Raw genomic sequence first — 13,755 nt, forward strand, 5'->3', positions numbered from 1 at the left:
ATATATGAAGAGGGCAATATTAATGGTAATGGTTTTAAGTCTTATGGGTTGTGGGTTTTCAGGCCCTAAAAGATATAGTGAACTAAAGTTTAAAAAGAATATCTCATGGCCAAATTACAAAATTTCCTCTTACCTTGCCAAAAATGGAGTAAAGCTCTTTTTGATAGAAGATCATGAACTACCCATCATTAAGTGTACTATTTTTATAAAAGGTGGGAAATATTCGGTGCCAAAAGGAAAAGAAGGTCTTGAATTTATCCTTGCACAAATGCTCAGGATGGGTGGAACAAAAGAGTATCCAGGGGAAAAACTTGATGTCTTTTTAGAAGATAGGGCTGTTGAATATGACATTGACTTTGATTTCTTAAATGGTGTGGTGGAGATTGATTTATTAAAAAAGGATTTTGATACGGTTATTCCAGTTATTCTTGAGAGTTTATCAAATCCAATATTTACACAGGACAAACTAGAGTTAGCAAAGATGAGACTCTTAACAATAATTTCCAGGAGAAATGACAGACAAGAAGAAGTTGGCATGAGGGAGTTTAAAAGGATTATATATGGAAGGGATTCAGTGTGGGGCCGTCTTCCAACTAAAGATAGTGTGAAAAAAATAACCCTCAAAGATGTGGAGAAGTTTTATAAAAAACTATTTGCAGGATCCAATATGCTCGTGGGAGTTGTAGGAGATTTTGACAAAAATAATATGGAGGAAAAACTAAACGACTTGTTTGCAGTATTTAAAAGGGGCAAAGATATTAAATTTAATTTTCCACAAATTAAGCCAGAGGTTCACCAAAGATATATTATTGATAAACCAGGGTCAAATCAGGCTTTTATAATCTTAGGTCATCTGGGAACTTATCGTCTAAATCCAGATTTCGCAGCCCTTCAGGTCATGAATATGATTTTGAGTGGGGGTTTTTCTGGCAGACTATTTGAGAACATAAGGACTAAAATGGGGCTTGCTTATAGCGTATATGGACATTTTGGAGGAGAGAGATATTATCCAGGACTCTTTTTTGTAGCCCTTAAGACAAAAAATAGTTCTGTTGCCAAAGCTATAGGTGCAGTAATTGATCAGCTTGAAAAGATAAAAGCCCGTGGTGTAACTAAAAAAGAAGTAGTTGACGCAAAAGAACAATTTTTAAATTCTCTGGTTTTTAGATATGACTCTCCCAAAAAAATAATGGATAGAAGGCTTTATTATGAAATAAGAGACATGGAACCAGATTCCTTTAAAAAATTGATTAATGATATAAAGGCAGTGAAAGTGGAAGATGTAAATAGAGTAGCAAAAAAGTATTTGTGCATAAAGGATCTAGATATCTTAGTGGTTGGAGACAAACATGTTCTTATAAATGACCTGGATAAATTGGGAAAATGGAAGGATTGGGTGCTTGAATAAGGTTGCCAAAAACACAGGTGAATTGGTTTTTATTTTTTGGTAAAAAAGTTAAATTTTTTGTTGCTTTTAATCAATTGGTATTAGATTTGTCTTGTAAAATCAGGACAGTTTATGTAGTATAAATAGCAAAATTGGTTCAATGTTGCTTAATTAAATAAGGAGGGTGTAAGTTATGAAAAATAATCAGGAGAGTTATAAAAAGCTCCTTGAGATAGGAAGGCCACCAAATATAAAAAAACTGTTCCCAAACTCGAAGGCCTTGATTGTCAGTGGAAAGGTCATAGATAGGGCCATGCTAAAAAAAGGCAAGGCAATGACCATTGCTGCAAATGGGAGAAACTATTTTGTAATAAGAGGAGCACTACTTGCAGCACAAAGGGCAAATGCTGCAATAATCATGGAAATAGCCAAGTCAGAGTCAACTTATTGTCCCACCAATTTCTGGAATCTGGCAAGAAGGGTAGATGTGCTTTGTAATGAGTTAAATATAACAGTCCCTGTGGCCATCCATGCGGACCATTTTGCAATTAAGGGCAAGGAAGATATAGAAAAGGCCAGAAAACAAATTCCCTCTATGTTTGATTTTGGGATAACTTCAATTGCAATAGATGCATCTCACCTGCCAGATAGGGATAATCTTCTGGCCAATCTAGAACTATCACAATATATTCCCAAATGGGCTGGATATGAGACAGAGGTTGGAGAGATAAAGGGAAAAGAGGGTCTATCAACCCCTGAAGAAGCCCTGTTTTTAATCAAGGGCTTAAATGCACATTCAATATTTCCAGACTGGATTGCACTGAATAATGGTACAACCCATGGTATCCAGGACTCAGATGCTGGAATTCAAGTAGATTTAACAGCTGAGATACACAAGGCCCTGGAGCCATATAAGGTTTCAGGTGCCCAACATGGTACATCTGGAAATAGTACACAGAGATTAAAAGAAATCGCCCAGAAGACAAGGACAACAAAGGCTAATGTTGCAACAGCACTTCAGATGATCTCCTGGGGTGTTCGGGTAAATGACTATGGAAATGCTGAGTTAGATGAAAATGGTGAATTTATAAAAGAAAAGGACAAAGGAGTTAGTGAAGAACTGTGGCAAGAGATGGTTGAATATGCAAAGAAAAATGGCATAAGAGGTGGAAATTATAAAAAATTAAATCTACCATTTGAAACTGCACTTTTATCAGAACCACCTGAGATAAGGGAGAGAATGACCAAAAATGTAGAAGAGTTTGTATATCATCTACTGGTTGATGTTTTCAATGCAAAGGATACTGCTGATATTGCAAAGAAGCTTATTTTAGAAGCAAAAACCTATGATTTAGGGCCAAAGGGAGAAAAAATTGAAGATGAATCTCAGTGGAGCATTGAAAAAATAAAAGCAATGGAGGCCTCTCAAAAACAAGGCAGTGGTGATTATGACGATTAAGAAAGAAAAATGGGGGCCACTACCTTGTAGTGGCCTTTTTCTATTTAAAGGAATTGAATATCTTGGCAGCCATGTAAGCAGCCCCAAATCCATTATCTATATTTAAGACACTAACACCACCTGAACAGGAGTTTAGCATCCCCAGAAGTGCACTGATACCATTAAAACTTGCTCCATATCCAACAGATGTGGGTACAGCCAGTATTGGCTTGCCTGTGAGCCCCCCAATTACACTGGGCAGTGCTCCTTCCATGCCAGCTACCACTATTAAGAGCCTGGCCTGTCTGAGCTTATCTAAGAATGGGAAAATCCTGTGAATTCCAGCCACTCCTACATCTGTTATTAGTCCCACATCTAGATCAAAAAATTTTGCACACAAATAGGCCTCCAATGCAATTGGAAGATCAGAGGCACCAGCTGTTATTACAATAACATCACCTTCTTGTTGCCACGGTGGATCAAGAGAGATTTTTTTTCCCAAAACAAAGGATTTTGGTGAGGAATAATATTTCCCTTTACTGAAAAACTTTTCCAGTTTTTCGCCAATTTCCTTATCTAATTTGGTAACCAATATCTTATCCGCCCCGCTGGAAGATAATATTGTTTCCAGTTGTTCTATACTTTTTCCTTTACCAAAAATAATTTCCCCATGACCAGTCCTGATTTCCCTGTGGGAGTCTATACAAACTCCATTATCAAGCCTTTTGAATGGTAGGTCTTTAAGGTAGTTGTATGCATCTTCAATAGATATATTCCCAACTGACAGGTCCATTAAAATATTTTTGATGTCCAATTTTATTGCTCCTTTTTATTATGATTTTTAAATAATCTTGCCTAAAGATAAATATCCATGTATGATCCCCTCTAAATGTTTAGAGTTTTTTAGTCAACCGTGGACTGGATTAGAGGGTTGCAGCATGTCCATTAAAATTCAAAAGGTTTAAGGGAAATTATAATGGTAGATTCAAACTTTGCCATATCAAAGGCAACAAACCTATTGATATCTAGAAAACCCAAGGAAAAATTAGATGGCTTTTTTGAGTTTCTGGAAAAAAATTTTGGAATAGATGGGGCATGTGTTTTCCTATGGACCCCTGAATACAATATGTTCAGAACATGTGGTCTGGAGTGGGTAAAGGATGATTTTAAAGAGAACTTAAATGAAATCATTTTTTCTCTCTATGGTGAAGATGATATACTATTTTTACCTCTAGATAAGAATAGTTATGCAGATGTAGTGCTCAAACAAAACACTCCTCTCTATGTGAGGGATACAAGTAAATCTCCTTATTGGGGGGATAGTATTAGATATAAAGGAGGAATAAAATCCACATATATTTATCCCCTGATTAACAGAGAGGATATTAAAGTAATTATAGTATTTTTTAGTAGGTACACAGATGGTTTTTCCATGGATTTCATTAAATTTATAAATGAAATATCAGATAAATTATCTTCAATAATTGAGATTATAATACATGAAGAAACCCAAAAAATTACAAAAATAAAACTTCAAAAAGAACTCAAACAAAGGAACTATGAATTAGAGATATTGCTTAATATGTCAAGACAACTGAGTTTTACTTCTACCTATGAAGAAACACTAAAAATTGTAAGTAATTTACTCCATTTTGGTGTAGAATATGATTTCTTTTCAATTTTAATAGTTTCAGATTATATGAAAAAAATATTTATTTATCCCTATCATGTACTAGGCGAAAATTTGATAAAATACATAATTGACAATATGATAAAGGAGATTTCTAGAGATGTTGCAGTAGAAAAAAATGAATTTGATATCTATATTGAGACACCCATGCATAAAAACATAAAATGTGTAAAAGATACTTCTCAACTTTTTCTATTTCCAATAGAGATCAGTCCTGCTGGCATGGATAAGGGGATATTTTGTGTTGGCCGAAGCAGCGGAAGATTTACCAATGAAGAAATCAGGTTTTTGAATCTTGTTGTAACCCAATTAAATATAACCTTCTTAAGGATCATAGAACTCAGGGAAAGGGAGAGATCTATTGTTCAAAATATTTTGTATAATTTTCCAGAAGGAGTTATATTAATTGATGATAATCTAAAGGTATTACTTTTCAATAAGATTGGAGAAGGGTTAATATCTAAATTTGGACAATTTTCAGAAAGAAATCAGTTATTAAAATTCAAAAATATTTTAATTGGAGACCTTATTAGTTCACAAAAAAAAGAAGTAGAGATAGAGGTTGGGAATGGTGAAGATTTGAAGATACTTAAATTAATGGTTCAACCTCTAGATATATCTCATTCATCTCCCACATGGATCATATTGGTCTCAGACGTTACTGAACACAGGACCTTTCAAAGAAAAATACACAGGATGTTAGAGGGGACTGTGTATTCACTTGCATTGGCCATTGAGAGAAGGGATCCATATACTGCTGGACATCAAAAAAATGTTGCCAATCTTGCAGTAGAAATTGGCAAAAAAATGGGATTAGAAGAAGAAACAGTAAATATTTTGTATATGGGTGGACTTCTTCACGACCTGGGAAAGATTGCAATCCCCTCAGAAATACTGACAAAACCGGGTAAATTGACTCCAGAGGAATTCGCCTTAATCAAGACTCACCCCCGGGTGGGATATGAAATTTTAAAGGACGTTGAGTTCGTAGGCCCAATAAAAGAGATGGTCCTGTATCACCATGAAAGACTCAATGGAACAGGGTATCCCAACGGTTTAAAGGGAGACGAGATTCCCCTGGAGGCAAGGATACTTGCTGTGGCAGACGTGGTTGATGCCATATCGTCACACAGGCCCTATAGACCTTCACTGGGAATTGAAACTGCCCTAAAGGAGATAAGAACTTACAGGGGGAAATTATACGACTCAGATGCAGTGGATGCATGTCTATCTATTGATTTTTCAGATTAAGTATGCGAAAGATTGCCCTTTAAAAGAGTTACAAATTAACATGTTGCAGGAAAAATATGGAGAGATTTGTACTATTTATTTCAGAATTAGACGATATAGCTCACTTGATAGATGGTCTCAAGGAAAACCACATACAATTTCATGTGAGCTGTGACCCGCATGAGATAGAAGTCCTGTTAGATAAAAGAAGTCCTGGACTGGTGGTTATTAAAGATGAATTAGAAAAAATAGATCCAGAAGGATTCATAGAAAGGGCAGTAAACAAAGATAATGCTCCCAATGTTGTGGTTTTCTCAGAAAAAGCAGACAGTATAAAGGCAAAAAAATTTTTAGACCTGGGTGTGTTTGATTTTTGGATATCACCAATTGTCCTGGAAAAGGTCCTTGTGTTTTTTAAGGATGACACCACAGATGGGGGGCGGAAAAGAGAAAGGAGACATGGATACATAAAAATTGTTGGTGAGCACAAAAAGATAAGATTGGCCCTGGCCCTTGCAAAAAAGGTGGCTCCTTCTGATGCAACGGTTTTAATCTCTGGGGAGTCTGGTACAGGGAAGGAGCTTATTGCAAAGTACATTCATTTAAACAGTAAAAGGGCAAAAGGTCCCTATGTGGCTGTAAATTGTGCTGCACTTCCTGAAAATCTTTTAGAGAGTGAACTCTTTGGATATGAAAAAGGTGCCTTTACAGGTGCCTATAAATCAAAACCTGGTAAGTTTGAGCTGGCCTCAGGAGGCACAATACTCCTTGATGAGGTCTCCGAGATGAACCTTACCCTGCAGGCCAAACTCCTACGGGTGATTCAGGAAAAGGAAATAGATAGATTGGGAGGACTCCAGCCTATTAAAGTTGACGTTCGGATAATTGCCACAACAAATAGGAACCTAAAGGAGTATGTTGAGCAGGGAAATTTCAGACAAGACCTATATTACAGGTTAAATGTCATCCCAATTCATCTTCCTCCCCTGAGGGAGAGGGGTGATGATGTTATTTTACTTGCCAATTACTTTTTGGAAAAATTCTCATCAGAATACAATATCATAACACCTGGCTTTAGTGATAAGGCTATATTATGGCTAAAAGAATATGAGTGGCCAGGGAATATAAGGGAGTTAGAGAATTTAATTGAGCGGGCAGTGTTAATTGCCCAGGACTCATACATTGAGCCAAGACATTTACTCATGGAGTCTTTAGAAGAAGACCTCCTTGGAGATTTTATTGACAAGGGGTCTTGCAGAGGTGATGGAAGAAGTGAGCAAAGGGACAGATCTGGTGTCAATATAGACAGGATATTACCTTTAGAAGAGCTGGAAAAACAAATGATAATTAAAAGTTTAGAGAAGACCAGGGGGAATAGGACAAGGGCAGCGGAATTACTTGGTATCTCAGTTAGGACACTTAGGAATAAATTAAATAAACTAAGAGAACAGGGAATTACACTGTAAAAGGAGCAAAGAATATGAGATATTTGACTAAAGAAGTGAGTCAGTTTTTAGAGAAAAGTTCCTGGATCAGGAAGATGTTTGAGACAGGTCTTGAGCTAAAAAAGAAGTATGGTGAGGACAAGGTATATGACTTTAGTTTAGGCAATCCAGATCTTCCTCCACCAAAAAAGGTCAAAGAGGCCCTAATGGAGATAGCCAGTTATGCAGATAGACCATATGTTTTTGGCTATATGCCAAATGCAGGGTCCCCTCAGACTAGAGAAAAGCTTGCTAAATATCTATCTCAGGAACAGGGAAGGGAAATTTCAGCCTCAGATGTAATGCTCACCTGTGGTGCTGCTGGTGGGCTCAATTGTCTATTTAGATGTATTTTAGAGGCTGGTGAGGAAATCATCTGTCTGTCTCCCTATTTTGTTGAGTATGGATTCTATTTATCTAACCATAAAGCAAAGGTCAAAGTTGTTGAAACAAAGGATAACTTTGAAATTGACCTTGAAAAAATAGAAGAGGCGCTCTCAGAAAATGTACGTGGAGTTTTAATAAATTCTCCAAATAATCCAACAGGTCAAGTATATAGTGAGTCACAGCTTAAGCAGTTGGGTAATTTACTTACAAAATATTCAGAAAAATTTGAGAGACCAATTTATTTGATTTCAGATGAGCCATATAGGTTCTTGACTTACAATGGACTCAAGTGTCCTTCAGTATTTAAATGTTATAAAAATTCTATAATCGTGAGCTCTTTTTCAAAGAACCTATCCCTTGCTGGTGAGCGTATTGGGTATGTGGCCCTATGTCCTGATCTTCAGGGTAAAGATGAACTCATGAATGGTCTTATCTTTGTAAATAGAATACTTGGTTATGTAAACGCCCCTACAATAGGGCAGAAGATATTAGACTTTGCACTTGGTGAAACTGTAGATATTTCTATTTATGAAAAGAGAAGGGATATCATGGCTAATGTACTCAAAAATGCAGGATATGATTTTCTCATGCCAAAGGGTGGATTTTATTTTTTTCCAAAGTCACCAATACCAGATGAAGTTGAATTTATAAAGATCTTGCAGGAGGAGAGAATTTTGGCAGTACCAGGTTCTGGATTTGGGAGGGGTGGATATTTTAGACTGTCTTTTTGTGTGTCTGAGAAGACAATAGAAAATTCTGCCACGGGTTTTAAGAGGGCCTTTGACAGGGTCATGTCCTAACCCTTTATGATATCAGGAGGTTGACATGCAAGACATAGGATATATTCCTTTATCGCAGGATTTAATAATGATAATTAACTGTTTAAAAAAAGATGATGAGACTATGCAAGATTTTTTAAGGAGGCTAATCGAGAATTTTATTTTTCAAAGAGATATGGAACAGGCTCAAATGGAGAAAATGAGAGAATTGTGGGATAATGAGGAAGATATGATATGGGAGAAAATGATTTAAAATTTGGTGACATCGTTCTGGTAGAAGTTCCATTTACAGATAAACTTGAGACGAAATTAAGGCCGTCATTAGTCTTGTTTGAAGAATTTAATAATGTGGTAATTGCTGGTATTACAAGTAACAGAAAAGTGGAAGGTATTTTAATTCCAAGGAATGAGGGCCTAATAGTAGATAGTGTTTTAAAGTTAAATTATGTTTTTACAGTATCTAAAAATAGAATTAGAAGAAGGTTAACTTCTTTATCAGAAGAAAGGAAGAAAATTGTTTGTCAAAATTTGTTGAGAAGATTTAAAATTTGTATAGAAATTCTTTAAGGTATTTCTTATAGAGTGAACAAATCTGTCTAAGGAGAGTATATTTGACATATTATGACAATTGATTTAAGCAAGTGGGCTTGGGTTTTTAGAACAACAAAGATAAATCTCAAAGTGGGTATTCTATGTTTGACAGTTTATCAGAAAGACTGGATGGAATTTTTTCTAAATTAAAGGGTAAAGGAACCCTTGATGAAAAGAATATTCAGGATGGGTTAAGGGAAGTCAGGCTTGCCCTTTTAGAGGCAGATGTAAACTATAAAGTTGTCAAGGACTTTATAGAAAAGGTCAGGGAGAGGGCAGTTGGTCAGGAAGTATTAAAGAGCCTAACCCCTGGCCAACAAATAGTAAAGATAGTACATGAAGAATTAATAGAACTTTTGGGAGGAGTTGCTGAACCCCTAAATCTCACTAAAATTCCATCTGTCATAATGTTAGTTGGCCTCCAGGGATCTGGTAAGACAACCACAGCTGCAAAGCTTGCCCTTTATTTAAAATCTCAAAAAAAGAAACCATATTTAGTTCCAGCAGACGTATATCGTCCTGCTGCAATTGATCAATTATTTAAACTATCCAAGGAGGTAGATGTCCCTTGCTTTGAATCCACTCCAGATATGGATCCAGTTGAGATAGCAAAAGGGGCAATCTCTACAGCGAGCAAGAATTTTTTAGATGTGGTGATTATAGATACTGCTGGTAGGCTTCATATTGATGAAGTTTTAATGGAAGAGCTTGTTCGAATAAAAAGAGCTGTATTGCCTCAGGAGATCTTGCTTGTTGCTGATGCAATGACTGGTCAGGATGCTGTAAATATTGCCCAGAGCTTCAATGATAGGCTGGATATTACTGGAGTGGTACTGACCAAGTTAGAAGGTGATGCCAGGGGTGGAGCTGCACTATCCATTAGGTCCATTATAAATAAACCAATAAAGTTTGTAGGTGTTGGTGAAAAATTAAAGGATTTAGAAGTATTTCATCCTGATAGGGTGGCATCAAGAATCCTTGGAATGGGAGATGTCTTAACCTTAATTGAAAAGGCAGAAAAGGCATTTGCAGACGAAGATGTTGAGGACTTAGAAGAAAAATTTTTACAGGCAAAGTTTGATTTAGAGGATTTTAGGAGTCAACTAAGAAGAATAAAAAAGTTAGGATCCCTTGAAGGGATTATGAAGCTTATCCCTGGAATGGGTAAGGTAAGGGAGCAACTAAAACAGGCCAAGATGCCTGAGAAGGAACTCAAAAAGGTTGAGGCCATCATAAATTCAATGACCATCCAGGAGAGAAAAAATCCTAAGATTATAAATAATTCCAGGAAAGAGAGAATTGCTAAGGGAAGCGGAACCACTGTTGCTGATGTAAATCAGCTCCTTAAAAATTTTAATCAGATGCAAAAGATGGTGAAGAAGCTTGCTGGAAAGACCAAAAAAAAGGGTATGGTTCCAGGAATGGGTGTAAATCCATTTGGAAATCCATTGGGTGGTGCTGATTCAGGAAATAGCCTGCCAAAAAGTTTTTTTACCAAAAAGAAAAAAGATAGAAAAAAGAAGAAAAAGCAAAAGAAGAGGTCCAAGAGGAAAAAGTAGAAAAATGGTAGTTGGTTGGTGTTGCCTTTTGGTTTGAAAGTGGTTATAATCATAATTCATTATTTTTTTGGGGGGTAGATAAGATATGGCAGTGAAGATCAGGTTAACTAGATTGGGTTCAAAAAAGAGACCATTTTACAGAGTTGTGGCTATTGATAGCTTGCGCAAGAGGGAAGGCAGGGCACTTGACTATCTGGGGTATTATAATCCCATGGTGGATCCAGCAGAAATCAAAATTGATTTAGAAAAGGTTAAGTTCTGGTTTTCTAAGGGTGCGCAGCCAACAGAAACAGTTAAGTCTCTACTTAGGAAGGTTGGTTTTTACAAGGAGAACTAAAATTTTCAAAATTTGGTTTAGTTGTTTTTTGTAATCCTTTTGTTAAATCTCAGATGTAGTTGTGGAGGTAGGTTATGTTCAAAGAATTAGTTGAGTACATTGCAAAGGCTTTGGTCGACAACCCTGATGCAGTACAAGTTACTGAAATTGAAGGGGAACAGACATCGGTAATTGAGCTTAGGGTTGCCAAGGAGGACCTTGGTAAGGTAATTGGAAGACAGGGACGTACTGCTAGAGCAATTAGGACTATCTTGGGGGCAGTATCAACAAAGGTTCAAAAAAGAGTTGTATTGGAGATATTGGAATAGCTTATGAAAAAAGGATCCAGATCCAGATACTTGGTTCTGGGTAGGGTTAGAAAACCCCATGGATTAAAAGGGGAACTCAGTATAGCCAGCTATGCTGATTCCCCTTTAGTTTTTGATAAATTAAAGAGGGTCTTTCTTAAGTTAAATGGAAGAGAAGCTCAAGAATTTTCTGTTTTTAAGGTAAGAGAGCATGGGAAATTTGTTCTCGTTAAGCTAAAGGATGTAAAGGACAGAGACGAGGCTGAAAAATGGCGGGGGGCAAAACTCCTTGCCTTAAGAGAAGACATACCCAAAGAAGATGATGAGGTATTTTTTGCAGATATTATTGGTTGCAGGGTATATTTACCGGACGGTATCTTTGTTGGTATTGTTAAAGATGTGAAAAAATATCCCCAGGAAATATGGGAGATAGTAGATAGGGATGATAATGAAATCCTATTTCCAGCTATAGATGAGTTTGTTATAAAGCTAGATGTGGAAAAGGAAGAAATTATCATTGATCCACCTGCAGGCCTTTTAGAAATATACGGTTTTGAACCATAAAGTCTCATCTTTTTATCTTACCTAAGGCATGATTTTATGCATTTTAATATAATATCCATCTTTCCTGAATTTTTTACCTCTCCCTTAAATACAAGTCTTTTAAAAAAAGCTATTGATAAAAAAATTATTTCTTTTTCTTTTTTTAATCCAAGGGATTTTGCTACCAATGCACACAGAAGTGTTGATGATAGGCCCTATGGTGGTGGTCCTGGTATGGTAATGATGGTAGAACCTCTGTATAAGGCCTTAAAGAACATTAAAGATCCAGGCAAGATGATTTTGCTATCTCCAAGGGGTAAGGTCTTTAATCAAAAAAAGGCAGAGGAGCTCAGTAAACTCACCACTATTACCTTTATTTGTGGGAGGTATGAAGGTATTGACGAGAGAATAGAGGAAATTTTTGATGTTGAGAGGATATCTGTTGGCGACTTTGTTTTAAATGGTGGTGAAGCTGCCTGCCTTTCAATGATTGAAGCAATCTCTAGACTAATTCCAGATTTTATGGGGAAAACAGAATCAACAGAATATGAGAGTTTTTCCTCTTATTTAATTGAACATCCACACTATACCAGACCAGCTGAATTTATGGGGTATAAGGTGCCAGAAGTCCTTTTATCTGGGAACCACAAAGAGATTTATGAGTGGAGAAGGCATAAGTGTCTAATGGAAACATTTAAATATAGACCGGAGTTGCTTACATTAGCAGACCTTACACCCTCGGATTATGCATATCTTAGAGAGAACAAGTCTCTTTTTTTAGGCAGAAATCTCTATGTTGGTCTTGTTCATTATCCTGTATTAAATAAAGATGGAAAAGAGTGTGCTGTTTCCCTAACCAACCTGGATATCCACGATATCGCCAGAGTATGTAAAACTTATTCCATTAACAGGTATTTTTTGATTACCCCAATTGAGGATCAAAAAGATCTTGCCTCTAGGCTTATAAATCACTGGACAAACGGCCCTGGAAAAGGCGCAAATCCAGACAGGGAAATGGCGCTTAAATTGGTCAGGATTGTGGATTCCATTGAAAAGGCTATTGCCCAGATAACAGAATGTACTGGTGTAAAACCCTATATAGTTACAACCAGTGCACGGGATGAAGGGTATCTTAGTTTTTCAAATGTCAGGGAGATGTTACAGAAAAGACCTATATTGCTTCTATTTGGAACTGGTCATGGCCTGTCAAAAAGGGTTATGAAGATGGCAAATGGAATTTTAAAACCAATCAGGGCATTTGATAGATATCGACATCTCTCGGTTCGGTCCGCAGTATCAATAACAATTGACAGGATCCTGGGAGATTGTTTTTAAATATCTAGTTTAGCTAAATTCAATTAAAATTTTTTATTGATAAATCCTTTCTTTTTGGATTACTATATTTTTAAATGCTTTTTGGTTAACAAAAGGAATGGTTGTATGGAGTTAAAAGAAAAAATAAAAAAGGAAATAGATTCCTTGCCCGAAATTTATTTACTTCAACTTCAACAATATATTCAGATATTAAAAGACAATAAAGATCGAGAAAAAAAAATTAAAACAGTCCATTTCAAGGGAAGATTTGACAATTTAAATATTAGAAAAATTGCATATGAGTAAATTGGTTCTCCTGGATACAAATGTTTTGATATATGCTGTTGATGCTGATTCTAAATTTCATAAAGGAGCTCTGGCTTTATTCTCAGATCCCACAATTAGACTGTTTACTACTTCAAAAAACATCTCAGAATTTTTAGTAGTATTAACCAGACACAGTGAGGTTAGTCTTCCATCATATAAGTGTTTAGAACTCCTTGAGGGTCTTTTGTCTTCGACTACAGTCTTATATCCAACCCCCATAACATTTAGCTTATTTCAAAATTTAGTTAAGAAATACAATCCCAAGGGATTATGGATACATGATTTAGAGATAGCGAGTATAGGACTTGCATATGGTATTTCAACAATTGCTACCAAGAATATCCATGATTTTATGCGTATATCTGAGATAAAAATTATGCAAATTTGAATTTTTTTCAAAAG

15 protein-coding genes are annotated in these 13,755 nt (G+C 36.2%); 14 read left to right on the plus strand and 1 reads right to left on the minus strand.

Going from position 1 to position 13,755, the window contains the following annotated elements; genetic code table 11:
- Positions 1-4: 4 nt before the first annotated feature.
- Positions 5-1,408 carry a M16 family metallopeptidase gene (locus ACYQ0O_RS06935; RefSeq protein ID WP_459891711.1) on the plus strand — a complete coding sequence of 468 codons (1,404 nt, stop codon included), beginning with the start codon at positions 5-7 and terminating at the stop codon, positions 1,406-1,408.
- A 172-nt stretch (positions 1,409-1,580) separates the two neighbouring features.
- Positions 1,581-2,846 carry a class II fructose-bisphosphate aldolase gene (locus tag ACYQ0O_RS06940; RefSeq protein WP_459891712.1) on the plus strand — a complete coding sequence of 422 codons (1,266 nt, stop codon included), beginning with the start codon at positions 1,581-1,583 and terminating at the stop codon, positions 2,844-2,846.
- Positions 2,847-2,886: 40 nt separating this feature from the next.
- Here the strand turns inward: ACYQ0O_RS06940 and larB are convergent, their stop codons facing one another.
- Positions 2,887-3,639, minus strand: a complete 753-nt coding sequence (gene larB, locus ACYQ0O_RS06945; protein ID WP_459891713.1) for a nickel pincer cofactor biosynthesis protein LarB — start codon at positions 3,637-3,639, stop codon at positions 2,887-2,889.
- Positions 3,640-3,801: 162 nt separating this feature from the next.
- On the opposite strand from larB, the gene ACYQ0O_RS06950 reads away from it, so the two are divergent.
- The 12 genes from ACYQ0O_RS06950 (at position 3,802) to ACYQ0O_RS07005 (ending at position 13,741) form a co-directional block, all read left to right on the plus strand.
- Complete coding sequence (locus ACYQ0O_RS06950; RefSeq protein ID WP_459891714.1) at positions 3,802-5,766, plus strand: HD domain-containing phosphohydrolase; 1,965 nt, start codon at positions 3,802-3,804, stop codon at positions 5,764-5,766.
- 56 nt (positions 5,767-5,822) lie between these two features.
- The gene (locus ACYQ0O_RS06955) at positions 5,823-7,211 is read left to right on the plus strand and encodes a sigma-54 interaction domain-containing protein (RefSeq protein WP_459891715.1); all 1,389 of its coding nucleotides are present in this window, start codon (positions 5,823-5,825) and stop codon (positions 7,209-7,211) included.
- Between the two features lie 14 nt (positions 7,212-7,225).
- Entirely contained in the window at positions 7,226-8,416 is a 1,191-nt protein-coding gene (locus ACYQ0O_RS06960; RefSeq protein WP_459891716.1) for a pyridoxal phosphate-dependent aminotransferase, read from the plus strand.
- Between the two features lie 25 nt (positions 8,417-8,441).
- Positions 8,442-8,648 carry a hypothetical protein gene (locus ACYQ0O_RS06965; protein ID WP_459891717.1) on the plus strand — a complete coding sequence of 69 codons (207 nt, stop codon included), beginning with the start codon at positions 8,442-8,444 and terminating at the stop codon, positions 8,646-8,648.
- Positions 8,630-8,962 carry a type II toxin-antitoxin system PemK/MazF family toxin gene (locus ACYQ0O_RS06970; RefSeq protein ID WP_075068060.1) on the plus strand — a complete coding sequence of 111 codons (333 nt, stop codon included), beginning with the start codon at positions 8,630-8,632 and terminating at the stop codon, positions 8,960-8,962. Before ACYQ0O_RS06965 ends, ACYQ0O_RS06970 begins: the two co-directional genes overlap by 19 nt.
- A 125-nt stretch (positions 8,963-9,087) precedes the next feature.
- On the plus strand, positions 9,088-10,545 hold the full coding sequence (gene ffh, locus ACYQ0O_RS06975; protein WP_459891718.1) for a signal recognition particle protein: 1,458 nt from the start codon (positions 9,088-9,090) through the stop codon (positions 10,543-10,545).
- An 85-nt stretch (positions 10,546-10,630) separates the two neighbouring features.
- The gene (rpsP, locus tag ACYQ0O_RS06980; protein ID WP_459891719.1) at positions 10,631-10,882 is read left to right on the plus strand and encodes a 30S ribosomal protein S16; all 252 of its coding nucleotides are present in this window, start codon (positions 10,631-10,633) and stop codon (positions 10,880-10,882) included.
- 74 nt (positions 10,883-10,956) lie between these two features.
- Positions 10,957-11,190, plus strand: coding sequence for a KH domain-containing protein (locus ACYQ0O_RS06985; RefSeq protein WP_459875146.1), 234 nt, complete (start codon positions 10,957-10,959; stop codon positions 11,188-11,190).
- Between the two features lie 3 nt (positions 11,191-11,193).
- Positions 11,194-11,733, plus strand: a complete 540-nt coding sequence (gene rimM / locus ACYQ0O_RS06990) for a ribosome maturation factor RimM (RefSeq protein WP_459891720.1) — start codon at positions 11,194-11,196, stop codon at positions 11,731-11,733.
- A 36-nt stretch (positions 11,734-11,769) separates the two neighbouring features.
- Entirely contained in the window at positions 11,770-13,047 is a 1,278-nt protein-coding gene (gene trmD, locus ACYQ0O_RS06995; RefSeq protein ID WP_459891721.1) for a tRNA (guanosine(37)-N1)-methyltransferase TrmD, read from the plus strand.
- Between the two features lie 105 nt (positions 13,048-13,152).
- Positions 13,153-13,332, plus strand: coding sequence for a hypothetical protein (locus tag ACYQ0O_RS07000; RefSeq protein WP_459891722.1), 180 nt, complete (start codon positions 13,153-13,155; stop codon positions 13,330-13,332).
- Entirely contained in the window at positions 13,325-13,741 is a 417-nt protein-coding gene (locus ACYQ0O_RS07005; protein ID WP_075068062.1) for a type II toxin-antitoxin system VapC family toxin, read from the plus strand. Before ACYQ0O_RS07000 ends, ACYQ0O_RS07005 begins: the two co-directional genes overlap by 8 nt.
- The last annotated feature ends 14 nt before the right edge of the window (positions 13,742-13,755 follow it).

Source organism: Desulfothermus okinawensis JCM 13304, assembly GCF_054654515.1.

Bases quoted from the DNA above. Each gene is read 5' to 3' on its own strand.
- ACYQ0O_RS07000 (WP_459891722.1), top strand. From the start codon at position 13,153: ATGGAGTTAAAAGAAAAAATAAAAAAGGAAATAGATTCCTTGCCCGAA.
- rpsP (WP_459891719.1), top strand. From the start codon at position 10,631: ATGGCAGTGAAGATCAGGTTAACTAGATTGGGTTCAAAAAAGAGACCA.
- ACYQ0O_RS06960 (WP_459891716.1), top strand. From the start codon at position 7,226: ATGAGATATTTGACTAAAGAAGTGAGTCAGTTTTTAGAGAAAAGTTCC.
- trmD (WP_459891721.1), top strand. From the start codon at position 11,770: ATGCATTTTAATATAATATCCATCTTTCCTGAATTTTTTACCTCTCCC.
- ACYQ0O_RS06970 (WP_075068060.1), top strand. From the start codon at position 8,630: ATGGGAGAAAATGATTTAAAATTTGGTGACATCGTTCTGGTAGAAGTT.
- ACYQ0O_RS07005 (WP_075068062.1), top strand. From the start codon at position 13,325: ATGAGTAAATTGGTTCTCCTGGATACAAATGTTTTGATATATGCTGTT.
- ACYQ0O_RS06940 (WP_459891712.1), top strand. From the start codon at position 1,581: ATGAAAAATAATCAGGAGAGTTATAAAAAGCTCCTTGAGATAGGAAGG.
- ACYQ0O_RS06950 (WP_459891714.1), top strand. From the start codon at position 3,802: ATGGTAGATTCAAACTTTGCCATATCAAAGGCAACAAACCTATTGATA.
- ACYQ0O_RS06935 (WP_459891711.1), top strand. From the start codon at position 5: ATGAAGAGGGCAATATTAATGGTAATGGTTTTAAGTCTTATGGGTTGT.
- ffh (WP_459891718.1), top strand. From the start codon at position 9,088: ATGTTTGACAGTTTATCAGAAAGACTGGATGGAATTTTTTCTAAATTA.
- ACYQ0O_RS06985 (WP_459875146.1), top strand. From the start codon at position 10,957: ATGTTCAAAGAATTAGTTGAGTACATTGCAAAGGCTTTGGTCGACAAC.
- rimM (WP_459891720.1), top strand. From the start codon at position 11,194: ATGAAAAAAGGATCCAGATCCAGATACTTGGTTCTGGGTAGGGTTAGA.
- ACYQ0O_RS06955 (WP_459891715.1), top strand. From the start codon at position 5,823: ATGGAGAGATTTGTACTATTTATTTCAGAATTAGACGATATAGCTCAC.
- ACYQ0O_RS06965 (WP_459891717.1), top strand. From the start codon at position 8,442: ATGCAAGACATAGGATATATTCCTTTATCGCAGGATTTAATAATGATA.